Source organism: Salinicola halophyticus (assembly GCF_003206695.1).
Lineage (GTDB): Bacteria > Pseudomonadota > Gammaproteobacteria > Pseudomonadales > Halomonadaceae > Salinicola > Salinicola halophyticus.
On the sequence record NZ_PZJN01000010.1, the window covers coordinates 20,215 to 44,851 of the forward strand.

At 63.3% G+C, this 24,637-nt stretch carries 22 protein-coding genes and 1 other RNA gene; 3 read left to right on the forward strand and 20 right to left on the reverse strand.

Features of this window, described 5'->3' with window-relative positions:
* Nucleotides 1–10: 10 nt before the first annotated feature.
* The 7 genes from DOM58_RS16120 to ffs form a co-directional block, all read right to left on the reverse strand.
* Complete coding sequence (locus DOM58_RS16120; RefSeq protein WP_075561721.1) at nt 11–466, reverse strand: YcgN family cysteine cluster protein; 456 nt, start codon at nt 464–466, stop codon at nt 11–13.
* 103 nt (nt 467–569) lie between these two features.
* Nucleotides 570–902, reverse strand: coding sequence for a YcgL domain-containing protein (locus DOM58_RS17780; protein ID WP_280951149.1), 333 nt, complete (start codon nt 900–902; stop codon nt 570–572).
* Nucleotides 899–2,023: a ribonuclease D gene (locus DOM58_RS16130; protein ID WP_110693731.1), complete on the reverse strand. Its 1,125-nt coding sequence runs from the start codon at nt 2,021–2,023 to the stop codon at nt 899–901. Before DOM58_RS16130 ends, DOM58_RS17780 begins: the two co-directional genes overlap by 4 nt.
* Nucleotides 2,024–2,109: 86 nt before the next feature.
* On the reverse strand, nt 2,110–2,715 hold the full coding sequence (recR, locus tag DOM58_RS16135; protein ID WP_075561718.1) for a recombination mediator RecR: 606 nt from the start codon (nt 2,713–2,715) through the stop codon (nt 2,110–2,112).
* Nucleotides 2,715–3,041, reverse strand: a complete 327-nt coding sequence (locus DOM58_RS16140) for a YbaB/EbfC family nucleoid-associated protein (protein WP_075561717.1) — start codon at nt 3,039–3,041, stop codon at nt 2,715–2,717. The genes recR and DOM58_RS16140 overlap by 1 nt, the downstream gene beginning before the upstream one ends.
* Before the next feature lie 39 nt (nt 3,042–3,080).
* A complete protein-coding gene (gene dnaX, locus DOM58_RS16145) occupies nt 3,081–5,357 on the reverse strand; it encodes a DNA polymerase III subunit gamma/tau (protein WP_110693732.1) in 2,277 nt (758 codons plus the stop codon).
* Nucleotides 5,358–5,610: 253 nt separating this feature from the next.
* An RNA gene (gene ffs, locus DOM58_RS16150) (signal recognition particle sRNA small type) lies at nt 5,611–5,707 on the reverse strand.
* A gap of 314 nt (nt 5,708–6,021) precedes the next feature.
* Between ffs and DOM58_RS16155 the strand changes: the two genes are divergently transcribed.
* Both DOM58_RS16155 and DOM58_RS16160 read left to right on the forward strand, forming a co-directional pair.
* The gene (locus DOM58_RS16155) at nt 6,022–7,008 is read left to right on the forward strand and encodes an aldo/keto reductase (RefSeq protein WP_110693822.1); all 987 of its coding nucleotides are present in this window, start codon (nt 6,022–6,024) and stop codon (nt 7,006–7,008) included.
* 183 nt (nt 7,009–7,191) lie between these two features.
* Nucleotides 7,192–8,382, forward strand: coding sequence for an amino acid aminotransferase (locus DOM58_RS16160; protein WP_110693733.1), 1,191 nt, complete (start codon nt 7,192–7,194; stop codon nt 8,380–8,382).
* Between the two features lie 133 nt (nt 8,383–8,515).
* On the opposite strand, the gene DOM58_RS16165 is transcribed toward DOM58_RS16160, so the two are convergent.
* Together DOM58_RS16165 and dkgB are read right to left on the reverse strand one after the other, a co-directional pair.
* A complete protein-coding gene (locus DOM58_RS16165; protein WP_157957570.1) occupies nt 8,516–9,001 on the reverse strand; it encodes an EF-hand domain-containing protein in 486 nt (161 codons plus the stop codon).
* 61 nt (nt 9,002–9,062) lie between these two features.
* Nucleotides 9,063–9,875 (reverse strand): 2,5-didehydrogluconate reductase DkgB, encoded by an 813-nt coding sequence (gene dkgB / locus DOM58_RS16170; RefSeq protein ID WP_425353402.1) that lies wholly within the window; start codon nt 9,873–9,875, stop codon nt 9,063–9,065.
* Nucleotides 9,876–10,007: 132 nt separating this feature from the next.
* On the opposite strand from dkgB, the gene DOM58_RS16175 reads away from it, so the two are divergent.
* Nucleotides 10,008–11,198 (forward strand): NAD(P)/FAD-dependent oxidoreductase, encoded by a 1,191-nt coding sequence (locus DOM58_RS16175; RefSeq protein WP_110693736.1) that lies wholly within the window; start codon nt 10,008–10,010, stop codon nt 11,196–11,198.
* A gap of 502 nt (nt 11,199–11,700) precedes the next feature.
* Here the strand turns inward: DOM58_RS16175 and DOM58_RS16180 are convergent.
* From DOM58_RS16180 to DOM58_RS16230, 11 genes are all read right to left on the reverse strand, one after another.
* Entirely contained in the window at nt 11,701–12,918 is a 1,218-nt protein-coding gene (locus DOM58_RS16180; RefSeq protein WP_110693737.1) for an O-succinylhomoserine sulfhydrylase, read from the reverse strand.
* A gap of 70 nt (nt 12,919–12,988) precedes the next feature.
* Complete coding sequence (purF, locus tag DOM58_RS16185; protein WP_075561710.1) at nt 12,989–14,503, reverse strand: amidophosphoribosyltransferase; 1,515 nt, start codon at nt 14,501–14,503, stop codon at nt 12,989–12,991.
* Nucleotides 14,504–14,533: 30 nt separating this feature from the next.
* Nucleotides 14,534–15,193, reverse strand: a complete 660-nt coding sequence (locus tag DOM58_RS16190; RefSeq protein WP_110693738.1) for a CvpA family protein — start codon at nt 15,191–15,193, stop codon at nt 14,534–14,536.
* A complete protein-coding gene (locus DOM58_RS16195; RefSeq protein ID WP_110693739.1) occupies nt 15,193–15,939 on the reverse strand; it encodes an SPOR domain-containing protein in 747 nt (248 codons plus the stop codon). The genes DOM58_RS16190 and DOM58_RS16195 overlap by 1 nt, the downstream gene beginning before the upstream one ends.
* Before the next feature lie 66 nt (nt 15,940–16,005).
* Nucleotides 16,006–17,292, reverse strand: a complete 1,287-nt coding sequence (locus DOM58_RS16200) for a bifunctional folylpolyglutamate synthase/dihydrofolate synthase (protein ID WP_110693740.1) — start codon at nt 17,290–17,292, stop codon at nt 16,006–16,008.
* Between the two features lie 13 nt (nt 17,293–17,305).
* A complete protein-coding gene (accD, locus tag DOM58_RS16205) occupies nt 17,306–18,241 on the reverse strand; it encodes an acetyl-CoA carboxylase, carboxyltransferase subunit beta (RefSeq protein ID WP_245392302.1) in 936 nt (311 codons plus the stop codon).
* Nucleotides 18,242–18,353: 112 nt separating this feature from the next.
* Nucleotides 18,354–19,184, reverse strand: coding sequence for a tryptophan synthase subunit alpha (trpA, locus tag DOM58_RS16210; RefSeq protein WP_110693741.1), 831 nt, complete (start codon nt 19,182–19,184; stop codon nt 18,354–18,356).
* Between the two features lie 11 nt (nt 19,185–19,195).
* Nucleotides 19,196–20,410: a tryptophan synthase subunit beta gene (trpB, locus tag DOM58_RS16215; RefSeq protein ID WP_075561705.1), complete on the reverse strand. Its 1,215-nt coding sequence runs from the start codon at nt 20,408–20,410 to the stop codon at nt 19,196–19,198.
* A gap of 10 nt (nt 20,411–20,420) precedes the next feature.
* Complete coding sequence (locus DOM58_RS16220) at nt 20,421–21,173, reverse strand: phosphoribosylanthranilate isomerase (RefSeq protein ID WP_110693743.1); 753 nt, start codon at nt 21,171–21,173, stop codon at nt 20,421–20,423.
* Nucleotides 21,170–22,135: a tRNA pseudouridine(38-40) synthase TruA gene (gene truA / locus DOM58_RS16225; protein ID WP_110693744.1), complete on the reverse strand. Its 966-nt coding sequence runs from the start codon at nt 22,133–22,135 to the stop codon at nt 21,170–21,172. Before truA ends, DOM58_RS16220 begins: the two co-directional genes overlap by 4 nt.
* Before the next feature lie 24 nt (nt 22,136–22,159).
* Complete coding sequence (locus DOM58_RS16230) at nt 22,160–24,517, reverse strand: FimV/HubP family polar landmark protein (RefSeq protein WP_110693745.1); 2,358 nt, start codon at nt 24,515–24,517, stop codon at nt 22,160–22,162.
* Nucleotides 24,518–24,637: the final 120 nt, after the last annotated feature.

Sequence of the window (24,637 nt, forward strand, 5' to 3'; positions counted from 1 at the left end):
CAGACAAAACCTAGGGCCGTTCGTCGAGCGGAATGATGTCGATGATATGCGCCTCGTAGTCGGCCTCATCGACCTCGGCCTCGCTGACGCCAAAGTGGCGCACGCTCATCTGACGTTCGTGCATGCGGCGATCATTGCCGCTGCGCAACGGATGCCAGCTCGCCAGCTTGCGGCCCTCGGCAAGACGTCGATAAGCGCAGCTGTGCGGTAGCCAGTGGAACTCATCGATATTATCGAGACTGAGCTGAGTGCACTCCGGAACCTTTTCAAACCGGTTGTCGTAGTCGCTGCAGCGACAGCTACCGATGTCCAGCAGTCGGCAAGCCACATTGAGCGTGGCGACATCGCCGGTATCCGCGTCTTCCATCTTGACCAGGCAGCACTTGCCGCAACCGTCGCAAAGCGCCTCCCATTCGGGTTGCGTCAGTTCCTCGAGAGAAAAGCGCTCCCAGAATCGTTCGCGCATATCGATTTCCTCACAGGGCTTTTGAACAGGGCTTGTGAACAGAGTTTGGGAACGGACCTTTGGCACCAGGAGTTGCAGTGAACCTGGGCCAGACCCGTCAGGATCACCCATCTCGCGGAGTGAACAGGTCCAGCATTTCCGGATCCTTGGCCGGCGGCATCTGCAGATAGAAGCCCCGCTCGCGGATCGCCGCCAGCACCTGGGCCACATCGACGCGAGCCAGCGGGCGCTCGGGCCGCAACAACATCGTCATTACGGCAATCGGCGGACCAAACTGCTCGCGCAACGCCGGTGGCACCGGCGTCATGCCCTGGGCCTTGTCGAGATAGAGATACATCTCGTCGCGTCTCGGGCTCTTGACCACCTCGCAGATCAATCGATCCGCGACGCTTGGGTCGACACTGGGGTCATTGACGCCCCGGCGCGAGTCGCTCACGCCGTGGCCTGCTCGGCGAGCGCCTGCTGCCATGGCGCCGAAAGCTGCTCTCCGCGCCAGCCACTCGGCAACGGCAACGGTGCCTGGCTGAGATGAGCGCTGACCAGCGCTTCCATTTCCGCCCGATTGGCGAGACGCTCCGGCGCTACACCCAGCGCCTCGGCGCGCGCCTGAACCACCTGTTTCAAAGCCTTCAGCCGGCGCTTGAACGCAGAGGTGGTCGGCACCGGCAGCGGTTCGCCAAGATCGGATTCGTCACGATGATGAGCCGTCTTCACCAGCGCCAGCAGCGCGTCGCCCTCGCGCTTGATCAGACCAGGTGTCATGCCGTCGATGGCCGCCAGCTCATAACGATTCTGGGGCATCGCTTCGGCGATCGCGAACAGCAGATTGTCCTTGACCAGCCACCCGCGCGGCACGTCGCGACGCCGCACCTCGTCCTCGCGCCAGAGCGTGAGTTCACGGTACGCTTCGATCTGGCGCGGCGTCAGGCGCCATAGCTGACGATGCCGGGTGTACCACTGCTCGTGGGCAGCCTCATCGCGACCCAGACTCAGCGCCGCGCACTCCTCTGCGAGCCAATCTTCGCGCCCCAGCTGAATCAGCGCCTGACGCTGCTGTTCCCAGATCGCCGGGAGAAACACCACATCGAGCGCGGCGTAATCGAGCTGGGCCGGCGTCAACGGCCTGTCGAGCCAGTTGGAACGCGTCTCTTCCTTGGGCAGATCGACATTGCAGCGCTGCGCGACCAGCCGTCGATAGCCCATTGCCGCATCGGTGCCCAGAAAAGATTCGGCAACCTGCGTATCCACCAGTGGCGCCAGCGTGACGCCCGCCCACAGCGACAGCACGTCGAGATCCTCGCTACACGCGTGAATCAGCTTCAGCGGCCCTCCGCTCAGCAGCAGCTGGAACGCCTCGCTGACCGCCACCGCCTGCGGATCGATCAGGTAGACCACGTCCCCCGCCGTCAGTTGAAGCAGCGCCGGCACCGGAAAGAAACTGGATTCACGGAAGAACTCGGTATCCAGCGCCACGACATCCGCCGTGATCAGTGCATCATGAGCAGCCTGCAACTCTTCCGGGGTATCGACCCAATGTAGCGAATACTCAAAACTCATTCAGGTTCCTTGCGGCCACGCGCGCGACCCGTGGCAGGCCACGAGATGGCCGGTCTCGGCAAAAGCGCGGGCATCGCGGCAATGTCTCATTCGTGGGAAAACGGCTGCCGACCCTGGAACGCTCGGCTCAAGGTGCCACCGTCGACGTACTCGAGCTCGCCACCCATGGGCACACCATAGGCCAGACGTGAAACGGTCGCTTCGCGACCCACCAGATGCTCGGAGATGTAGTGCGCGGTCGCTTCGCCCTCGATGGTCGGGTTGGTCGCCAGGATGATCTCGCTGACGGTTTCGTGGGAGAGTCGCAGCTCCAGCTGGTCCAGGCCGATATCGTCGGGCCCGATGCCGTCGAGCGGCGACAGGTGACCATGCAGCACGAAGTACTGGCCGCGATACCCTCCGGCCTGCTCGATCGCCAGCATGTCGGCCGGCGACTCGACGACGCAGAGCAGCGCCGAATCGCGACGCGGATCCTGGCAGACGCCACACAGCGTCTCTTCGGTCAACGTGCGACATCGTTCGCAATAGCCGACCCGTTCGATCGCCTGGGTCAGCGCCTCGGAAAGCCGCCGCCCGCCGTCGCGATCGCGCTCCAGCAGATGCAGTGCCATGCGCTGGGCGGTCTTCGGTCCGACACCGGGCAGAACTCGCAGACTCTCCAGCAATTGCTCGACCAGCGGAGAAAAGCTCATCAGAACGGCAGCTTCATCCCGGCGGGCAGGTCGAGCCCGGACGAGACCTCTTCCATCCGTGCCTTGGACTGGGTCTCGACCTTGCGTGAGGCGTCGTTGACCGCCGCTGCCAGCAGATCCTCGAGCAGCTCCTTGTCTTCCTGCATCAGCGACGGATCGATCTCGACCCGGCTGACATCATGACGGCCGTTCATGGTGACCTTGATCATGCCGGCTCCGGCCTCACCCGACACTTCCATCTGGGCGATCTCTTCCTGAACCTGCTGCATCTTTTCCTGCATTTCCTGAGCCTGCTTCATCAGGTTGCCCATGCCACCCTTGAACATGACGAACTCCTTCGAGATTGAATCCATGGCTTGCGAGCGTCACACACGTGCGGTGGTGACGCTCTCTTCGATCAAACGGGCGCCGAAACGCGCCTCCAGTTCCTGAATATGCGGGTCACCCCGGAGCGCTTCAACGGCACGGAGATGGCGTTCGCGTGACTCGCGGTCGCGCTTGGCCTTGGCGGTTTCGCGAGCGCCATCCAGCTCAGCGACATCGATCTCTAGGCGGCGGACATAGCCGAGCCCCGCCAGGGCCTTGCGGATACGTTCGACATGAAGCTCCGACAGCATCGCCGACTGCCCCGGATCCAGCGTGATCCTGAGCACGCTGCCATCGTCGCTGTCGACGACGCAGTGCGCAGCGAGATTGCGGGTCAGGCCGCCGATGTCGAGCTGGTCGAACTGCGCCAGCCACCGCGCGTGATCGAGCGGCTCCGTCGCGGCGGCCGCAGCCGTCTGGGCGATCGGTTCGCGCTCGTCGACCGCCGATGCGAGTTGCGGCGTCGCTTCGACCTCATCATTCGACGTTGGCAGAGAGGGCGCCAATTCGGTCTGTGGCGCAGGCGCAGCGTGCGACAGCGAATCCGCCCGCTCTGCCCAGGCGTAAGCATCGCTATCGACACTGGCGCCGTTATCGAAATTATCGCCGTCGTCGAAATTGGCGTTGCTATCGAATTCGGTTTCGGTAGCGAAATCGCTCTCGGTCTCGATATTGCCGGCACCATCATCGTCGTGATCGTCATCGACGCGATCCGCGGCATCGACGGCGTCACTGGATGGCACGTCTGCCGACGCGGATTCCGGTCCCCGAGCCGCCGGGGATACCGGCGTTTCCGGCGCTGACACCCCTTCTTGCCGCGCCTCGACGGGCTCGGCATCAGTCGCCCATGGCGGCCGGTCATCCATCGCCGGCGGGCTGTCATTCGTCACCGACTGGGCCGGGGCGACATTCTGCTCGACCTGATCCTCCGCTTGAACGGGTTCTTCGCCCTCACCGGTCGCTGTCTCGATCTCTTCTCGCTGACCAGGCCGTGACTGGTCCGTTTCTGACGGACCGCCTTCTGAGCTAGCACCTTCTGACTGATCTACCGCTGACGGTGCAACCTCAGGCCGATTCATCTCCTGATGGCCGGGCGCCTGCTGGCTCGCGGTTTGGCGCGCCACTTCGGGCTGGCCGCCAGCGTGCTGGCTGCCCCGCAGCGGCAGATCGGTCTGCGGCGGTGTCGGCACGCCCTGAGGCCGGAACGCCAGCATGCGCAGCAGCGTCATTTCCAGCGCCGAGCGGGTATCCGGGGCGTTGTCGATGTCTCCTCGCCCCTGCAGCGCGATCTGGTAATAGAGCTGAACGTCCTCAGCCGTGAAGCGCCCGGCCAGTGCCAGCAGTTCGTCGCGATCGCCGTGGCCATTGTCCAGGGCGCCGGGAACCATCTGCGCGATGGCCAGCCGATGCATCAGCCCGGACAGTTCATCGAGCACCCCGGCAAAATCGGGCCCCTGTTCTGCCAGCGCCGCGACCTCGGCCAGCAGCCGTTCGGCGTCGACATCCGCCAGCGCCTGGGCCAGCGCGATGAGATGCGCGTGGTCCAGCGTGCCGAGCATGGCGGCCACGTCTTCGCGCCGCACTTCGCCGTCACCAAAGGCGATGGCCTGATCGGTCAGGCTCATGGCATCGCGCATCGAGCCGTCGGCCGCCTTGCCGAGCAGCCATAACGCCTGGGGATCGAAAGCGACCTGCTCGGCTTCGAGAACACGGGTCAGATGCTCGACGACCCGTTCCGGCGGCATGTTCTTGAGCGTGAACTGCAGGCAGCGCGACAGCACCGTCACCGGCAGCTTCTGCGGATCGGTGGTCGCCAGCAGAAACTTGACGTGAGGCGGTGGCTCTTCCAGCGTCTTGAGCAACGCGTTGAAACTATGCGTCGACAGCATGTGCACCTCATCGATGAGGTACACCTTATAACGCCCCTGGGTCGGCGCGTACTGCACGTTGTCCAGCAGTTCGCGGGTATCTTCCACCTTGGTGCGCGAGGCGGCGTCGACCTCGATCAGATCGACGAAACGGCCGCTGTCGATATCGCGGCAGGTCTGGCACTGGCCACACGGCTTCGAGGTTACGCCCTGCTCGCAGTTGAGACACTTGGCCAGAATGCGCGCCAGCGTCGTCTTGCCGACACCGCGGGTACCGGTGAACAGATAGGCGTGATGCAATCGCCCCTGATCGAGCGCATTGACCAGCGCACGGCTGACATGCTCCTGACCGACCAGTTCGTGGAAGGTACGCGGGCGCCATTTACGGGCCAGAACCTGATAACTCATGCGGCGCGATACTCCTCGCTGATAGGCTCGCGGCTAGGCGTGATCGAAAGGAGTCGGCGCGGGCACGATCAAAGCTCATATCGAAACCACGGTCGAAACGTGCGTGCCAGCGTCGATGATCCGGAAGATCCGACAGTGATCGGGCCATTCTAGCAGGGTCGGGAGAAAACTGACGAGGCGGGAGGCGGCGACTTGGTCGCCTGAATCAATCCATCGCTGGCCAAATTGAACAGAGGCTCAAAATGGAGGCGGCCCCGACCAGCCACATCCCGGCACACGCGACCACCACTACCGTTGCTCCCTTCCGGGCCTGGCGGGGTTTGCGGTTTTGCGTTGCGGGAGGACCGGTAAGGGCCACCATAGCTCGATTCATCAATGCCGGATCTAGCAATCACATGGATGAGATCGAAAGCCGACAAAGCCTGTCTCTTCAAGACGTTGCCGAGCGGGACGTACTATACCAGCGCGATTGCCGGCCGGCAACCGGTGACCGGGATAGCGCTAGCCGATTAGCGGATTTTGCCGACTCGATCCACACGCGGGCCGATCCCAGGCCGAGCCCGGGCTGACGATGCCCGGCTCATCGGGTCGATGGCTTCACCCGCGGCAAAGGAGTGCTATGGTGAATGACGCCCAACATCCATATTTCACCGGGAGCTTCAGCATGGAATATCGTCGTCTCGGCCGCACCGGCCTCAAGGTTTCTCCTTTATGTCTCGGCACCATGACCTACGGCACGCCCCAGTGGCGCGACTGGGTTCTGGACGACAGTCAGAGCCGCCCTTTCATCCAGCAGGCACTCGATGCCGGGATCAATTTCTTCGACACCGCCGACATGTATTCCGACGGCGAGTCGGAACGCGTCGTCGGCAAGGCACTGAAGGATTTCGCGCGGCGGGAAGAGGTCGTGCTGGCGACCAAGGTCTACAACCCGACCGGCAATAAATCTCCCAACGAGCGCGGGCTGTCGCGCAAGCACATCCACCACGCCATCGATGCCTCGCTCGAGCGCCTGGGCATGGATTACGTCGATCTCTACCAAACCCATCGCTGGGATTACGACACGCCCATCGAAGAAACCATGGAAGCGCTCCATGAGGTCGTCAAGGCGGGCAAGGCACGCTACATCGGCGCATCCAGCATGCATGCCTGGCAGTTCGCCAAGGCTCAGTACGTTGCCGAGCGCAATGGCTGGACGAAGTTCGCGACGATGCAGCCGATGGTCAACCTGATCTACCGCGAGGAAGAGCGCGAGATGATTCCGCAGTGCCTCGACCAGGGCGTGGGTGTCATTCCCTGGAGCCCGCTGGCTCGCGGCATTCTCGCCGGCAGCAAGCCGGTGGGCAGCGAAGGCAGCACCACCCGCGCCAAGAGCGACGAGCAGATGCGCAATTGGAAGCTGGGCCTCGATCGCGACACCCCGGTGATCGAGGCGCTGCAGAAGGTCGCCGAGTCCCGCAACGTTTCGCCCGCGCAGATCGCGCTGGCCTGGGTGCTGCAAAAGCCCGGCATTACCGCACCGATCGTCGGCGCCAGCAAATCGCATCATCTGGACCAGGCGCTGGCCGCACTGGAGATCACGCTGACGGCGGACGAGGTCTGGCAGCTCGAGGCGCCCTACGTGCCGCACGAGGTCGTGGGATTCGAGTAGTCATTGGATCCGAATAGTCGTTGGATTCGAGTAGGTGGTGGGCTTCGAACAGCCGCCGCTTCGACCAGGCGTTCGCAGGCGCCGGCCCGGCCCGAGTGGCGGATCGCCATGGGCAGTGGCATCATGCCATGAGTTGTCAAAAGATCGTCATGGTCCCCAGAAACAGCGAGGTAGTGCACGCTAATGTTTGAGAAGATCGAGCGGGTTCCCGGAGACGCCATCCTTGGACTGATCGAAGCTTACAATCAGGATTCCAATCCGCAGAAGGTCGATCTCGGGGTCGGCGTCTATCGGGATCCCGATGGTCACACCCCGATCATGCGCGCGGTGAAACAGGCGGAGGCGCGCCTGCTGAAGAGCGAGACGACCAAGAGCTATATCGGCTCTCACGGTGATCCGCGCTACGGCAAGGCGATTCTGCCCCTGGTGCTGGGTGCCGGCTCACCGGTGCTGGCCGCCAATCGCGCCAGTGCCACCCAGTCACCGGGCGGCACTGGCGCGCTGCGTCTGGCGGCGGATTTCATCCGTACCCAGCTGCCGGGCAAGAGTGTGTGGCTCTCCAACCCGACCTGGCCCAATCACATCGGCATCTTCGAAGGCGCCGAGATTCCGATCCAGCGCTATCCCTACGTCGATGCCGATAATCGCCTCGATTTCGACGGCATGCTGACGGCGCTCAAGCAGATTCCGCAGGGCGATGTCGTGCTGCTCCACGCCTGTTGCCACAACCCGTCCGGCTTCGATCTGAATCAGGATCAGTGGCGTCAGGTGCTGGCCGTTGTTCAGGAGCGAAAGCTGCTGCCGCTGGTCGACTTCGCCTACCAGGGTTTCGGTGACGGTCTGGATGTCGACGCTTTCGGCGCCCGCCTGCTGGCCGACAATCTCGACGAGATGCTGATCACCAGCTCCTGCTCGAAGAACTTCGGTCTTTACCGCGAGCGCACTGGCTGCCTGATCGTGATTGCCAAGACCGCCGAGCAGATGGAAAACGTTCGCTCCCAGATGGCGATCGTCGCCCGCGAAAACTACTCCACGCCACCGTCTCACGGCGCTGCCATCGTGGTCGACATCCTCGAGTCAGAGGAACTGACCCAGCTCTGGAAAAGCGAACTGACCGAGATGTGCGATCGCATCAATACGCTGCGTCGCGATCTAGTCGATTCGCTCAAACCCTACGGGCTCGATCAGCGCTTCGCTCACGTGGCCGAGCAGCGCGGCATGTTCTCCTACACCGGCCTGTCCACCGAGCAGGTCAAGCGTCTGCGCGACGAGTTCAGCATCTATATGGTTGGCTCGGGCCGGGCCAACGTTGCCGGCTTCACTAGCGAGAACCTGCCCTACGTGGCCAAGGCGATCGCAGCGGTGGTCGACTGAACCTGATCCGACGCGGAAATGACGTGGCAGATCGAAAAAATCCCGGCCTAGGCCGGGATTTTTTTGCGTCATACCGCCATCGATGTCTCGTACGTTAACGCCATGACGTCGTGAGCGTGATGGCTGGCGAACATCATTCGGTCAGCGTATCGGTGCCCATCGCCTGCTCGAACCGCTCTCGCGTGACACCGCCCGCTTTGGAATCACCGAGCTGCTGAAACATCGTCTGCTGATTGGCGCTGACGGCTTCTTCCTCGTCGATCACGCCATCACCATCGACATCGAGCTGGTCGAAGCTCAGCGCGTTGGGTCGCTGATCGACCGGCGTCTGGGCGCCGCCATCGGTGAAGCCGGCATTCTCTCGCCCCACGCCCCCGGACTTCTCGATCGAGTCGTGATCGACCTGCGACGCATTGGCCGGTGCTTGAGGCTCATCGCTATCCTGCTGAACGGCGAGGCTGGAGTCATTGGCACCGCCTCCACTTTCTTGCTCCTGCTCCTGCTCCTGCTCCTGATTCTGGCTCTGGGCCTGAGCCCAGACCGGTAATGTCAGGCCGCCGGCCAGCAAACCCACACACAGGCAAGACGCCAGTCGCCTACCCATCGTTCGCGTACGCATCGCTATTCCTCTTGAGACGGTAACGCTCCTGAGACCCACGGAAGTGGCAAAAATTCAGGCGTCACTCATCCCATTTCGGTGCGAACGAAGGATTGGCCTGGCGGTCGCCCCGATCGAGACGGTCGATCTGCTCAATCTCGTCGTCGCTGAGACGAATGTCGATCGCCTCGAGGTTCGACTTCTGATTGGCCGGTTTGGTCGAGGACGGAATCACGATGATATCCCGCGCCGCGATCCAGGCCAGGGCGATTTGCGCCGGAGAGGCGTCATGGGCCTCGGCGATGCGCTTGAGCACGGGATCGTCCATCACCTTGCCCACCGCCAGCGGCATGTAGGCGGTCACGTCCAGGCCTTTCGCCTGACAGTGTTCGACCAGCCTTCGATTGGCCAGAAACGGATGCACCTCGATCTGATTGGTAACGATGTTCTCGCCGCCCGGCAGGCCGAGGGCTTCATCGATCTGGGCAACGGTGAAGTTGGAAACTCCGATATATCGCGTGAGGCCGCGGGCTCGAACGGCATCGAGCGCGGCGATGGTATCGGCCATCGGCACCTCGTCATCGGGTGACGGCCAGTGAATCAGGACCAGATCGAGCTGCTCGAGGCCGAAGTTCTCCAGGCTTTGTTCGACGGCGGCAGTCAACGCCTTCGGCTCGAGCTTGTCCCACCAGATCTTGGTCGTGATGAACAGCTCGTCCCGAGCAATGCCGCTTTGCCGAATCGCCTTGCCCACGGCGACTTCGTTTTCGTACATCTGAGCGCTATCGAGATGGCGATAGCCGAGCTCGAGCGCCGAGGTCACCGAATCGATCACCGCCTGTTCCTTGAGGCGATAGGTTCCCAGGCCGGGTTGCGGCAGAATATGACGTGCCATGAACATTCTCCTTGGATTCGAGATCGATGGGGCCGAACGACGACTGAAGAAGTGCAGACGAAAAACGACGTCTTCAAGCCCCACCCGCTCTCCATGCTAGACTGAAGTTCGACTTCCTGCCCGGATCGAGGCATGCCAGAAACTCAGCCGTCATCTACCGATCGCCACCGCTCGGCGCTTCCCGATAAAGATCGCTCCGCTCCGGGTCACCCCGGTACTCGGCAAGTCAACGTCGTACTCGTCGGCAACGGTGATTGCCATCTTCACATTGCCGCCCATGCCCAACGTCTCGCTCGGCAAGGCGCCAACGTGACACTGGTGACGCGGCAGGACTTCGCCTTCCCCGATTGGCTCGGTGGCATGCTCGGCGGCGAATGGCAGCTCGATGATGTCCGCCTGCCCGCGGCTCGCATCGCCGCCCACGGTGGCACCCATCTCGTGGCGGAAGTGCTGGAAGTCGATCGGCAGCACCGCCGGATCACGCTCGATGATAGTCGTCAGCTCGACTATGACTGGCTATCGGTCGATCTCCCCACGGTCGTCGACGAACATGCCATTCCCGGCTTCTACACCGCCAAGGGTGTATTCACCGCCTCGGCCGACGATCTGTGGTCGTTACGCCAGCGACTGGAAACGCAACTTGCCGATGCGGCAGCCGAGCTGCCCAGCGTTGCCGTCATCGGTGACGGCCCGGCCGGTGTCGAACTCGCGGCCAACCTGCTGGCGCTGGGCGAGCGCTACGGCCGCCGGCTGCCGGTCACGCTGATCGACAACGACCGTCGCCCTATCCCCGGCGCCTGCCGACGCGCCAACCGCTGGTTGATGCAACGACTCCTTCGTCGAGGGCTGCGTCTGGAGCTGGTAGCAACGGCGACCCGCTATGATCGCAATCAGTTGATTCTGGACGACGGTAGCGCGGTCGATGCCGACCTGCTGCTGGTGACCGATCATCTACGACCGTCGCCGGCGCTGGCATTGTTCAACCTGACCCGCGACGAGAGCGGCGGGTTTGCCGTCGATACGAGGCTGCGCAGCCAACAGGACCCATGCCTGTTTCTGGCGAGAGAGAATCCCGCCGGGCTCGCCGAGATGCCGACGGCGCGAGAGCGTGCCGCCCTGCTGCTGGAATCCCTGAGTCAAGCGATCAGCGGGGAAGCCCGCACGCTTCACTATGATCAGTTCGAACGCTGGAAGGCGCTTAATCTGGGTGACCTGCGCGATATCGCCTGGCGCGGTTCGCTGTGGTGTCGCGGTCGCTGGGTTCGGCGCTGGAAGCATCGCCGCGACCGCCGGGAAGTGACGCGCTATTTGGGGAACGCGTGAAGGCAGCGCTCGAAATGGGTATGGATATTCAGAATAAAGCCATCGAAGAATCGATGGCTAAGGCAGCGCTAGTTACCCAACACATTGGTTGTCGCTTTCTTTGACGCTTTTGCAGCCTTCTTCTCTTTCGCTGTCAGTAGAGGTTTCTTCTTGGCGTTTTTCTTGCTGTCCTGTCCTTTACTCATGACCTATTCCTCACAAACCTACAGCCAATGTTGCCAACCCGACTGCTGGGCTACGAACTGATTCATCAGACGGTCAAGCTGACGCGACAACCAGTATGGCCCTATGCACGATCAATAGACAGAGATGGGAATACAGAGAAATAGCCCGCCGGCAGTCGACGTCCAGAAATGACAAAGCCCAGAAACGACAAAGCCCCAGCGAAAACGCCAGAGCTTCGTCTGCAATCTGAATCCCGCCGTTGCGGGCTTTGCCCTAGTCAGTAAAGGCTTGCCGAAGACCACGGGTCGAAGACGCCGGGTCGAACCCGAGCCGACAGCTACAGCAGCTTCAGACCCCGTTCGAGATCGGCCTTGAGATCATCCAGCGTTTCCAGCCCGACCGCGATGCGTATCAAGCCGTCACGGATACCGGCGGAGGCGCGCTGTTCGTCGGTGAGACGGCCATGGGTGGTCGTGCCGGGATGGGTGATCGTCGTCTTGACGTCGCCCAGATTGCCGGTAATCGACATCACGCGCGTATTGTCGATGACCTTCCATGCGGCCTCCTGGCCGCCCTTCACCTCGATGCCCATGACGGCGCCGAATCCCTTCTGCTGACGCTTGGCCAATGCGTGCTGAGGATGGCTCTCGAGGCCGCTGTAATAGACACGCTCGATGGCAGGTTGGGATTCGAGCCATTGGGCAAATGCCAGCGCATTGCGACTATGGGCATCCATGCGCAGGCTGAGCGTTTCCAGGCCCTTGAGAAATATCCAGGCGTTGAACGGACTCATGCACGGACCACAGGTACGCACCACGCCGTAAAGCTGCTCGAGCTCGGCGTTGCGACCCACCACGGCGCCACCGATCGCCCGCCCCTGACCATCGAGATACTTGGTGGCGGAGTGAATGACCAGATCGGCACCCAGATCCAGCGGCCGCTGCAACACGGGGGTCAGGAAGCAGTTGTCGATCGCAAGCCAAGCGCCGTGCCGATGCGCCAGCTCGGCCAGCGCCGCGACGTCGACCAGCTCGTTGAGCGGATTGGAAGGCGTCTCGGCGAACAGCAGCCGGGTATTGGGCGTGATCGCGGCTTCCCATTGCGTCAGATCGTTCAACTCGACATAGCGCGGCACGACGCCGAACTTGGCCAGATACTTGTCGAACAGGGCAATGGTCGAACCGAACACCGAACGCGAGACGATCACCTCGTCGCCGGCTTTCAGCAGTGCCAGCACCGTGGAGAGAATCGCCGCCATCCCCGAGCTGGTGGCAACGCAACGTTCGCCACCCTCGAGTGCCGCCAGGCGCTGCTCGAAGTTGCGCACCGTCGGGTTGGTGAAGCGGGAGTAGACGTTGCCCGGCTCCTCGCCCTTGAACTTGCGCGCCGCTTCCGCCGCGCTGCCGTAGACGAAGCTGGAAGTCGGGAAGATCGGCTCGCCGTGCTCCTGCTCGTGGGTACGCTCATGCCCCGCGCGAATGGCAAGCGTCTCCAGGCCTAATGTTTCCGAGCCCGGCGTTTCCAACCCCGGCGTGAGATCGTCGTCAAAACTCATCCAGCAGCTCCCGAAAAGACAGGACCCGGTCAAGGTATCACCGGGCCGAAAGGTTCAATCGTCTGGGCTATCAGTCGTCTTCACTGTCATTGTGCAGATCGACGACGGCGTTGAGGCTCTCGCGACCGGATTTGGCGGCGTCGTTTCGTGCCGCTTCCAGCGCCGCCAGATAGGCATCGTCGACATCGCCGGTGACGTAGTTACCGTCGAACACCGAACAGTCGAAATCGTCGAGCGCCGGATTGACCTCGCGGCAGGCCGCCTTGAGATCCTCCAGATCCTGATAGATCAACCGATCGGCGCCGATCAGCTCACCGACTTCGGCATCGGTACGCCCGTGAGCGACCAGTTCGGTGGCCACCGGCATGTCGATACCATAGACGTTGGGATAGCGCACCGCCGGTGCCGCCGAGGCGAAATAGACCTTGTTGGCACCGGCATCGCGCGCCATCTGGATGATCTGCTTGCAGGTCGTCCCGCGCACGATCGAGTCGTCCACCAGCATCACGTTCTTGCCGGCGAATTCGCTGGCAATGGCGTTGAGCTTCTGGCGGACCGACTTCTTGCGCTGGGTCTGGCCCGGCATGATGAACGTCCGGCCGATATAGCGGTTCTTCATGAAGCCTTCGCGGAAGGTCACGCCGATGTGCTGGGCCAGTTCCAGCGCCGTGGTCCGCGAGGTATCGGGAATCGGGATCACCACGTCGATGTCGTGATCCGGCCATTCGCGCTGGATGCGATCGCCCAGCTTGCGGCCCATCTGCATCCGGGTGCCGTAAACATAGGCGCCGTCGAGCATGGAATCGGGCCGCGCCAGATAGACGTGCTCGAAGATACACGGCGTCAGACGCGACTTCTCGGCACACAGCTGGGTATGGATATTGTTATCCATGTCGACGAAGATCGCCTCGCCCGGCGCCAGATCTCGCACCAGTTCGAAGCCGGCCACGTCGAGCGCCACCGATTCGGAGGCGATCATCACGTCCTGGCCCTCCGCGGTCTCACGGGTGCCGTAGACCACCGGGCGGATACCATGCGGATCGCGAAACGCCACCAGGCCGAAGCCGTTGATGATCGACACGGCAGCGTAGCCGCCACTGCAACGGCGGTGGACGCGCCGAACGGCATCGAAGATGTCTTCCGGCGTCAATGTCACGCCCTGCTTGCCCAACTCGTGGGCAAACACGTTGAGCAGCACCTCGGAATCGGAGCTGGTGTTGATATGACGCAGGTCCGAGGAGAACAGCTCCTGCTTGAGCTGGTCGGAGTTGGTCAGATTGCCGTTGTGGGCCAACGTGATGCCATAGGGGGAATTGACGTAGAACGGCTGGGATTCGGCCTCGCTCGCCGTTCCGGCGGTCGGGTAGCGCACATGGCCGATACCCACATGGCCCTGCAGACGCTTCATGTGACGCGTATGAAACACGTCACGCACCAGCCCGTTGTTCTTGCGCAGCAAAAAGCGACCCTCATCCCAGGTCATCATGCCGGCGGCATCCTGTCCGCGGTGCTGCAAAACCGTCAACGCGTCATAGATCAACTGATTGACCGCTTCATTGGCCATGAGGCCTACGATACCGCACATGCCGCCTTACCTCGCTTGGTCGCGCCCCTTTCAGGGAGCCGGTTTCTCGGCCGGAACAGGAACGTCAATCGTCACGCCTTTCCCGTCCCGACTGTATGAAGAGCTAGATGAAGAGTTGTATGAAGAGCTGTGTGAAGGTCTGGGTAAAGCGCTGTCGCTTCCCGGCAGCGTCATCGGCAACTGCCGCATGGCGTCCTCGGCGGCCGTGGCATCGACATCCCAACTCTGCAACTGCACGACCGCCCATTCGCGTAGCGATTCGAACGACGGTCGCAACTGCGCCTGTTGCCACGCCCCCAGCTGCGTCAGCGGTGTCAGCCCGATGACCACCGTGACGATAATCAGAATCGCCGCACCGCGAGCCAGACCGAAGATCGCCCCGGCCACGCGGTTGAAAAAGCCCATGCCGACCCATTCGATCGCCGCATTGAGCAGCCGGATGATGAAACCGCAGATCATCACCACGATGAAGATGACCAGCACGAACCCCAGTACCAGTCGCGCATCGGGATGCGAGATGTAGGGTTCCAGCAGATCGGCGATCGGTTTGGCGAAGACCCGTGCCGCGAGCAGCGCCACGATCCAGGCACCAAGTCCCAACGCCTCCCTCACCAGGCCGCGCATGAAACCTGCCAGCATCGATACCGTCAATACCAGCAGGAAAACATAGTCGAGCCAGGTCAATGTCATCAGCTACCCGGTTTGCGGATCAGCAGCCCTTGGATGTTGGCCGCCTGCTTGAGCTCGGCGCGAGCTTTCTCGCCCGCGTCCGACGATTCGAAAGGCCCGACGTACACCGTGGTCAGATTATTGTCCCGGGGCTGCGAATAGGCCGTAAAGCCCTGATCCTTGAGCTTCGCCGCCAGGCGTGTGGCGTTGCCGGACTGGCCGAAACTGCCGACCTGCACCACCCAGCCGCCGTCGCTGCTCGCCGAAGTGCGTTCCGGCGTAGACGCCTGCTGCGTCGAGGCCGGTTTGCTTGGTTCCGGTTCGGGCTGTGTTTGCTCAGCCTGCGCGATATCAGCGATCGGGTCGTCCGAACTACCGCTGCCGGTGGCAGCATTGCCCTGGCCGAACGAATCTTCGCTACCGGCATTCAACTGGCTGCGAGTATCCGGCTCGGGCACCGGGTTGCTGCCGATACGGTCATCGCTGGAATTCCTGCTGGAGCTGTCCGGATTACCAGAACCCTGGCTACCCGAGCTCTGGCTACCCGAGCCTTGGCTACCACCGTCGGCGACCGAGGTCGGAGGCTGTGGCGACTCGATGATGCGCTGACGCGTTTCTCCGCCACCGACCGGCTGCTCGATGACCATGACGGGCCCGGGCTCCTGCTGACGCGGCTCGGGGTCATCGAACAGCATCGGCAGAAAAATGGCCCCCAATGCGACGAGTATGACCGCGCCGCTGATACGTTCACGCCATCCATATTTCATAGGACCTGGACCTCCTTGATAGCACCTGGAACTCCTTAGACAGGCTTCGACAGCCAGTGATCGACTTCACCGCAATTCGTCATCCCGTGGCGTCTGGAACGCTTCGAGCGCGCCAGCGACAGTCAGAAACGAACCGCATACTAACACTTCTTCATAGGGGGCAAGCCGAGATACCAACCAGTCGACGGCCGCTGCCGGGGACGAGGCCGGTGACAACGCCTGCGCGCCCCCGCAAGCGATGATTTCAGCCAGCTCCTCGCCTGAACGACCCCGCGGTCCCGGCAGTCCCACCGGCAGCCACACATCGATCACGGGTTGCAGTGCTTCGACCAGCGCTTCGGCATCCTTGTCCTTGAGCACACCGAGCAGGCCTATGCGTCGCGAGGGTCTTGGACGCCGAGCCAGGCGCGAGGCCACATATCGAGCTGCGTGTGGATTATGTGCCACGTCGAAGCACCAATTCCCCCGCCACTGCAGCCTGCCAGCCAGCCCAACATCGGACATCGCCAGTCGGGACTCGGCAGTCCGCGGCGTCACACCGCAGAGGTCCAGCGTCTGAAGCGCGACGGCGGCATTGTCAAGCGGCAGGCCGGGATCGGGCAAGCTATCGAGGTGATAGCGATCGCCCGAACCCGCTCTGCCCTGCCAGCGCCACGTCCCATCGCCGCCCTCGACATGATCGAAATCCCGGCCGAGCCAGTGGTCGTTCACGGCCAGCGCTTCGATCCGCTGCAAAATACTGGCGGGCAATTCACGGCTACCGAGCACCGCCGGCTTCGACTGCCGCAGGATGCCGGCTTTCTCGAAGCCGATTCCGTCGAGATCGGTGCCGAGAAAATCCGCATGATCCTGAGCAATGGTAGTGATGACGGCGACATCGCTGTCGATCACGTTGACCGCATCCAGGCGCCCGCCAAGTCCGACTTCGAGAATGGCGAGATCGGGACGGGCCTCACTGATCGCCACCAGCGCTGCCAGCGTGCCCGCTTCGAAATAGGTCAGACTGATGGGCTCGCCGGCCAGGCGTGCCGTCTCGACACGTTCGAAGCCGTCGATCAGGGTGGCGTCATCGGCCGCCACGCCGTCGAAACAGAGACGCTCGTTGTAGCGCAGCAGATGAGGCGAGGTATAGCTGGCCGTGGTCAGGCCGTGAGCCCGCGCCAGCCGTTCGAGCATGGCCACGGTGGAACCCTTGCCGTTGGTTCCGGCAACGGCCACCACGCGCTGCGCGATCGGCCGGTCGCTCAAACCCAGCCGGGCGGCGACGACCGCCACCCGCTCGAGCCCCATATCGATGGCGACGGGATGCTGACGCTCAAGACGAGTCAGCCAGTCGTTTAGGGTGGCGCTCATTAATGAAGAGCCCTTAACGCGGTGCCTGGGAAGCTTTCGGTTCTTCGGTCAGCGGCGAGAAATCCGGCGATTCTTCTACCGCCTGACCGATCGCGGGCTGATGCGTCAGCTTGCGCAGAATGCTGCCCAGCCGCTCACGCAGCTCGGTCCGCGAAACGATCATGTCGACGGTGCCGTGCTCGAGCAGAAATTCACTGCGCTGGAAGCCTTCCGGCAACGTTTCGCGCACGGTCTGCTCGATGACGCGTGGACCGGCAAAACCGATCAGCGCGTTGGGTTCCGCCACGTTGAGATCGCCCAGCATCGCCAGCGAGGCCGAGACACCGCCGAAGACCGGATCCGTCAGCACGGAGATGTAGGGCACACCCGCCAGCTTGAGCTTCTCCAGCGCCGCGGAGGTCTTGGCCATCTGCATCAGCGAGAACAGCGCTTCCTGCATGCGCGCGCCACCGGAAGCGGCAAAGCAGACCAGCGGGATCTCGTTCTCGAGCGCCAGCGTGGCGGCACGCACGAACTTCTCGCCGACCACGGCGCCCATGGAACCGCCCATGAACGAGAACTCGAACGCCACCGCGACGACAGGCAGGCCATCAAGCGTGCCGCGCATGGCGATCAGCGCATCGTTCTCGTCGGTCGCTTTCTGGGCCGAGGTCAGGCGATCCTTGTACTTTTTGGAATCGCGGAACTTGAGTCGATCGTTCGGCTGAAGATCGCCCGCGATCTCTTCACGCCCTTCGGCATCGAGGAACCAGTTGAGGCGCTTGCGCGCTGTCAGCCGCAGATGATGCTGACACTTGGGGCAAACGTTCTGGTGCTTTTCCAGCTCGGGGAGATAGAGCACCGCTTCACAGTTCGGGCACTTGCGCCACAGGCCGTCCGGCACGCTGGCGCGGCGGTCGTTGCGCTGGGTGCGGCTCATCGACGGGACGATCTTGTCTAGCCAGCTCATGTCAGGAACGATTCCCTATTTGCCAAAAGAGAAAGTGGTAACCAAAGCCATCACGAAAACGGCTGTCACGCAGACTTCGAATACCGAATGATATCAAATCGACGGCGTCGGCTCAGTGGGCCGCCTCACGGTCGAGCGCTTCGCGCATTTCGCCGAGAATCGACTTCAGCGCAGCGGGTATCGACGCCGGGTCATCGGCGCGCTCGGCGATGCGGCCAACCAGCGCGCTACCCACGATCACACCGTCGGCAACCCGGCCGATGGCCGCTGCGGTGGCGCCGTCGCGAATGCCGAAACCGACGCATAGCGGCAGCTCGGTGACTCGACGAAGCTTTGCCAGCTGCTCGCCGACGGCGTCGGCATCCAGCGTGGCGGCTCCGGTCACACCCTTGAGCGATACGTAGTAGAGATAGCCTTCGCCATGCTCGCAGATCGCCTTGGCTCGCGCGTCGGAGGTCGTCGGCGCCAGCAGGAAGATCGACTGCAGCCCGTGTTCGGCGAACAGCGCGGCGTTGTCGCCAGCCTCTTCAGGCGGCATGTCGACAACCAGTACGCCGTCGACGCCGGAAGCCTGAGCCTGACGCGTGAAGACGTCGTAGCCCATTCGCTCGATGGGATTGAGATACCCCATCAGCACCACCGGCGTGTCATCGTCGCGCTGGCGAAACTCGGCGACCATCTCCAGCACGTGCTGCAGTCGCGTACCGTGCTTGAGCGCTCTCTCGCAGGCCTTCTGGATCACCGGGCCGTCGGCCATCGGATCGGAGAACGGTACGCCGAGCTCGATCACATCGGCACCGGCTTCCACGCAGGCGTGCATGAAATCGACCGTGTGCGCGGGCGCCGGGTCGCCAGCGGTAATATAGGGGATGAGCGCCGTGCGACCCTGGGCCTTGAGCGCCGCGAAGCGCCGGTCGATGCGGTTGGATACGGTTCGATTCATGTCGACCCCAGTCAAAATTCGATGCCGTCGAGCTTGGCGACGGTGTGAATATCCTTGTCGCCACGGCCGGAAAGGTTGACGACGATATGCTGGTCCGGCGACATCTCTCCCGCCAGCTTCTTGGCGTGTGCCAGGGCATGCGCGGATTCCAGTGCCGGCATGATGCCCTCGACCAGCGTCAACTCGCGGAACGCCGCCAGCACCTCGTTGTCGTCCGCCGCCACGTAACGGACGCGGCCGACATCCTTCCACAGCGCGTGCTCGGGGCCGACGCCGGGGTAATCCAACCCGGCGGAGATCGACTGCGTATCGGCGACCTGGCCGCCTTCGTCGGACATCAGGTAGGTCCGGTTACCGTGCAGCACGCCGCGCGGCGCATTGGCGGTCAACGGCGCGGCGTGGCGTCCGGTGGCAACGCCTTCACCGCCGGCCTCGACGCCGTACATGATGACATCGTCATCCTCGACGAACGGGTAAAACAGCCCCATGGCGTTGGAACCGCCACCGACGCAGGCCACCAGCGCGTCCGGCAGCCGGCCGATCTGTTCCAGCGATTGCTGGCGCGCTTCGCGGCCGACGATGGCACTGAAATCACGCACCAGCATCGGATACGGATGCGGGCCGGCCACCGTGCCGATGATATAGAAGGTGTCGTCGACGTTGGTCACCCAGTCCCGCAGCGCCTCGTTCATCGCATCCTTGAGCGTGCGCGAGCCGGACTCCACCGGCACCACCTTGGCGCCCAGCAGATGCATGCGGTAGACGTTGAGCTTCTGACGCTCGACGTCTTCGGCGCCCATGTAGATTTCGCACTTCAGCCCCAGCCGCGCGGCGACCGTGGCCGTGGCGACGCCGTGCTGGCCGGCGCCGGTCTCGGCGATCACTCGGGGCTTGCCGGACTTCTTGGCCAGCAGGGCCTGACCGATGGTGTTGTTCACCTTGTGCGCGCCGGTGTGATTCAGATCTTCGCGCTTGAGCCAGATCTGGGCGCCGCCGATCTCGCGAGACCAGCGCTCGGCGTGATAGAGCGGCGACGGCCGGCCGACGTAATGCTTCAGATCACGGTCGAACTCGGCCTGGAATTCGGGGTCGTCCTTGAGGCTCGCGTAGATGGTCTCGAGCTCTTCGAGGGCGAAACTCAGGGTCTCGGAAACGAAGCGGCCACCGTAAGGGCCGAAGTGGCCGCGAGCGTCCGGAAGTTGCGTCAAGTCGTGGAATCGGCTCACGAAGGGACCCTCATGATGTGGCGGATGAATGGGGAGCAAGGGAGTCGGCCGCGGACGGCGCCCCCGCGAGCGAGGCGTTGACTGCCTGCACCCGTTCGCAGAAGGCGCGGACCCGCAGCGGATCCTTGATGCCTTTTTGGGCTGTCGCGGCGTAAACGGCATCGCCGGCGTCGACCGCAATGGTCACGTCTTGGGGCTCTGCGGCATTCAGCGCCTCGACCCCGCCGGAAACATCGACCGCATAGGGTCGTACCTGCGCCACCGCGTCGGCAACGTTGTCCGGCGTCAACCCCCCGGCGAGGATAACAGGTTTTGCCAGATCGCCGGGGATGCGGCGCCAGTCGAACGTCTCGCCGGTGCCACCCGGAACGCCGGGACGATAGGCATCGAGCAACAGGGCACCGGCGCCGGCATAGGTTGCCGCCGCGGCGTGGAGATCGAGCTCGTCACGCATGCGTAGCGCCTTGATCCAAGGCTTGCCGAAGCGCGCGCAGAAATCTGGCGATTCGTCGCCATGAAACTGCAGCAGATCGAGATATGGCAGGCAGACCTCGACATCCGCCACGCTCGGGTCGACGAACAGACCCACACGCGTCACGAAGGGCGACACCGTAGCACTCAGTGCCGCCAGCGTATCGGTATCGATCGCCCGCGCGCTACCGTCCCACATCACGAAACCCAGCGCATCGGCCCCGGCGGCGACGGCCACGGCGATGTCTTCGCGGCGGGTCATGCCGCATATCTTGATTCTGACCGGGTTCATGAAGAAACCTCCAGATCCGCATGGGGATGGTGGTCGACGACCCGCCCCTGGTCATCGATCCACTTCGGCCACACCCGCCGGCGGCGCATCAGCGGGGTGTCGGGTATCTCGCCACGTTCGCCGGTCCACTCACCCAGGAAGGCCAGCAGATTCGGCCCCACCGGTTCTTCCGGCAGCTCGAAGCGCTCATCGTAGCGTACATCGACGAAATGCAGCCCGCAGGCCGGCGCGGTGACATCGCCACGCCTGCGATCCCGCAGCGCCAACAGGCGTGCCGGATAGTCCTCGTCCTGGTCGCCACGCCCGACCGCCACCAGCACGCCGGCAAGGTTGCGAATCATGTGGTGAAGAAATGCGTTGGCCTGGACGTCGATCATCACCAGCGGCCCGAAACGACGGACGTCGATGAAGTGTAGATGACGAATGGGAACGTTCGACTGACAGCTGGCCGCCCGGTAGCTCGAGAAATCGTGCTCGCCGATCAACGCCTGGGCGGCCCGATGCATGCGATCGGCATCCAGCGGCTCTCGACACCAGGTGACGTTGTGACGCTCCATGACCGGTCGCGTCGGCTGGTTGAGAATGACGTAGCGGTAACGCCTGGCCAGTGCCGAGAACCGCGAATGAAAGTCGTCGGCAATCGGGGTCAACCAGCGCACTGCGATATCCCGCGGCAATTTGGCATTGGCACCGTAGAGCCACGCTTTCTGGGACCGCAGCACCGGCGCATCGAAGTGAACGATCTGACGCGTGGCATGGACGCCGCTATCGGTTCGCCCGCTGCAGAGAACACGCACCGGCGCGTCGGCGATCTTGCTCAATGCGGTCTCGAGCGCGCCCTGCACCGAGGCGGCGTGGCGCAAGCGCTGCCAGCCGCAGTAATGCGTGCCATCGTACTCGACGCCAAGGGCCATGCGGCCGCTCAGTGGCTGGTTGTCGTCCTGCCGGGAGAAAAACGCCATCGAAACCTGTGCAGCCCAAAGTCGTTAGGGGCACTCATTATCCCGATGCGACGACTGGAATTCCAGCGCCTCAACGTCCCACTCTGCGGGAACGTTGCGCAGTCCACCCGAAGGCTTGTTGGTCGGAGGCCTCGAACCCGCCCCGTGCGCGCTGTGTGCGCCGCCGTCGCGACCCGCGTTCCAGGACGCGTGACCGTCGAGCGGTGCGGCTTGCGGGTCGTCGTCAACGCTCTCCATTTCAACGGGCTCGAGAGAGAGCGCCGAAAAATCGAGGGTCGACCGTGGCGGCGTCTCGTTCGCCACTGCGGATGACGCGTCCCGTGCGGGAGATGAACCGGAAGCAGATGGCAGTATTTCGTCGTCGGCGGTGACGTTCAACTCCAGCGTCGGCGCTTGGTAATCGATACTCGGAGCCGTCAACGACGTTTCCGCCATCTCCGGCGAGCCTGACCAGTCATCATCGAACAGCCCTGATACCGGCTCCTGTCGATTATCGCGGGCCGGAAGTCGAAAATCGGCGGCGTGCATCTCGGGTGACGCGGCCTGGGACTCGAACAGCGCATCGACGTCTCGCGCGTTGCCGCTCCAGACATGATGGTTGTCGAACTCGTTCCTGTTCGCGTTTTTGTCCTCGTCCGAGTTCTCGCCAGCGCGCCTCTCCTCGGCCTCACCTTCGGCGTCGACTGCCGTCGCTTCCTGCCAGCTCTCCTCGACGTATCGCGCGCGGTAATCGTCGACCAACGCCTGCCCTTCGCGACGCTGCTCCGGCGAGGCGTCATCGCCAAAGCCGGCTAGCGTCTCATCCAACGCCTCCATCTCCCGCAGTTCGCCCAGCGCTCTCAGCAGCCCCAGACGGAGATGCGCATCTTCGGCCTGCGCCAGCTGCCGCTGGAGCCAGTCGCGCGCTTCCGCATGACGGCCGTAGGCCATATAGATATCGGCCTGACTGATCGAGGCGGAATCGGAATCGCCGGCGACGGGACGGCGCGACGCGGCTGCCGGCTTCGACACCGTCTCGGCCGGTGACGTCTTGGACGCTGGCGTCGCCGATGACAAGGACGATGATGATGTTTCGACGTGGCCGGCGCGTTGACGGCGGCGTTGCCAGGCCCATAGCCCCAGCAACAGGATCAATATCGCACCGCCGATCCAGTCGAGATTTTCCAGCAGACGCTGCGACCATGATGATGACGGCGGCGCCCCCGGGGTCGCCGCCGCGGCATCGGCAACGACTGCCGATGTCGCCACCTTGACCATCGTGTCCTTGACGCTTTGTCGATCAGAGGGCGACCCATCAGAGCCAGATCCACCGACGCGCGATTGGTCAGATCTTGCCACGTCGGCCGCCGCCGGTGGCGTACCGACGGCGGCCAGTGCGCTCTGCAGCGCGTCGCGCTCGGCCTGCAAGCTGGCGATCGTCGCGCGCTGACGCTCGGTTTCGGCGTCAAGGTCGGATACGTGCTGCTGCAGCGTCGCGAGCCGCGCCGAGCGCTGCGAGCCGGATGAGTCACCGGCCCCAGACGAGATCGCCGTGTCGGATGTCGCCGAAGTCGCCACCTGACCCACGATGTCGATGAGCGGCCGGCCGTCTTCGGTTCTCGACAGCCCGGCGAGGGTCGCGGCGGCGTCGCGCCGAGACATTGCGGCGACGTCGTCGGACGCCGGCACGTCGAGACTGACCCCCGCTCGCAGTCGATCGATGTCACCCTGAACGAAAGCCGCAGGGTTGGACTGGAACAGCGCCACCATCAGCGACTGACGGCTCACGCCGGGCTTCGGCAGCAGCGAGGCCGCCAACGTCGACAGCGAGTCTCCGGGGCGAACGATCACCTGCCCGGGCCAAGCCGACGATCCGCGCCGGGCCTGCCCTGGAGACCTATTCCCGGTAACGGCGACGGATACCGGCATGGCATCGGTCGCCGACGATGCTACCGCCTGGCGGCGTGGCGAGTGGCTGCGATCGCCCTCGATCAAGGGTGGAGTACTGGCGTAATCGACCGGGTCGAACAGCAGTGAAATCTCCCGCTGCCACTGTCCCGCCGGCCAGGTGACGACCAACAGCAGATCGAGAAAGGGCTCCTTGACGCGGCGTGGGCTTTCCAGCACCACGCTGAGCGCCCTGCCTTCTCGCACGACCTTGGCCGACACCGTATCCGTCAACGCACTTCGGGTCAGCCCGGACTGGCGATAGGCGGCATCGTCGGCGATCGTCACCGATATCTGCGACGCTTCGAGGCCGCTGCCATCGGTCAGCGGCAACACGACATGCAATGGCCGATTGAGCGGCGAAAGCTGTTGCGGTTCACCGACGCCGAGCGCGTGAACCGACGACGCCAGCGTCAAACAGAGCCAGCCAACCACGAATGTGAGCCATTGCCGCATGTCGTTTCCCGCCCTCGCAGTGGAGTCCGTATCGACTCCCTCATCGGCAAGCGCTCAGTAAACTTTAACATTGCGTAACAATATGGTGCAGTCGGCCGTCCCGAACGCCAAGGGCCGGCA

Bases quoted from the DNA above. Each gene is read 5' to 3' on its own strand.
- DOM58_RS16120 (WP_075561721.1), bottom strand. From the start codon at position 466: ATGCGCGAACGATTCTGGGAGCGCTTTTCTCTCGAGGAACTGACGCAA.
- DOM58_RS16130 (WP_110693731.1), bottom strand. From the start codon at position 2,023: ATGAGTTTTGAGTATTCGCTACATTGGGTCGATACCCCGGAAGAGTTG.
- recR (WP_075561718.1), bottom strand. From the start codon at position 2,715: ATGAGCTTTTCTCCGCTGGTCGAGCAATTGCTGGAGAGTCTGCGAGTT.
- DOM58_RS16140 (WP_075561717.1), bottom strand. From the start codon at position 3,041: ATGTTCAAGGGTGGCATGGGCAACCTGATGAAGCAGGCTCAGGAAATG.
- dnaX (WP_110693732.1), bottom strand. From the start codon at position 5,357: ATGAGTTATCAGGTTCTGGCCCGTAAATGGCGCCCGCGTACCTTCCAC.
- DOM58_RS16155 (WP_110693822.1), top strand. From the start codon at position 6,022: ATGGAATATCGTCGTCTCGGCCGCACCGGCCTCAAGGTTTCTCCTTTA.
- DOM58_RS16160 (WP_110693733.1), top strand. From the start codon at position 7,192: ATGTTTGAGAAGATCGAGCGGGTTCCCGGAGACGCCATCCTTGGACTG.
- DOM58_RS16165 (WP_157957570.1), bottom strand. From the start codon at position 9,001: ATGCGTACGCGAACGATGGGTAGGCGACTGGCGTCTTGCCTGTGTGTG.
- dkgB (WP_425353402.1), bottom strand. From the start codon at position 9,875: ATGGCACGTCATATTCTGCCGCAACCCGGCCTGGGAACCTATCGCCTC.
- DOM58_RS16175 (WP_110693736.1), top strand. From the start codon at position 10,008: ATGCCAGAAACTCAGCCGTCATCTACCGATCGCCACCGCTCGGCGCTT.
- DOM58_RS16180 (WP_110693737.1), bottom strand. From the start codon at position 12,918: ATGAGTTTTGACGACGATCTCACGCCGGGGTTGGAAACGCCGGGCTCG.
- purF (WP_075561710.1), bottom strand. From the start codon at position 14,503: ATGTGCGGTATCGTAGGCCTCATGGCCAATGAAGCGGTCAATCAGTTG.
- DOM58_RS16190 (WP_110693738.1), bottom strand. From the start codon at position 15,193: ATGACATTGACCTGGCTCGACTATGTTTTCCTGCTGGTATTGACGGTA.
- DOM58_RS16195 (WP_110693739.1), bottom strand. From the start codon at position 15,939: ATGAAATATGGATGGCGTGAACGTATCAGCGGCGCGGTCATACTCGTC.
- DOM58_RS16200 (WP_110693740.1), bottom strand. From the start codon at position 17,292: ATGAGCGCCACCCTAAACGACTGGCTGACTCGTCTTGAGCGTCAGCAT.
- accD (WP_245392302.1), bottom strand. From the start codon at position 18,241: ATGAGCTGGCTAGACAAGATCGTCCCGTCGATGAGCCGCACCCAGCGC.
- trpA (WP_110693741.1), bottom strand. From the start codon at position 19,184: ATGAATCGAACCGTATCCAACCGCATCGACCGGCGCTTCGCGGCGCTC.
- DOM58_RS16220 (WP_110693743.1), bottom strand. From the start codon at position 21,173: ATGAACCCGGTCAGAATCAAGATATGCGGCATGACCCGCCGCGAAGAC.
- truA (WP_110693744.1), bottom strand. From the start codon at position 22,135: ATGGCGTTTTTCTCCCGGCAGGACGACAACCAGCCACTGAGCGGCCGC.
- DOM58_RS16230 (WP_110693745.1), bottom strand. From the start codon at position 24,517: ATGCGGCAATGGCTCACATTCGTGGTTGGCTGGCTCTGTTTGACGCTG.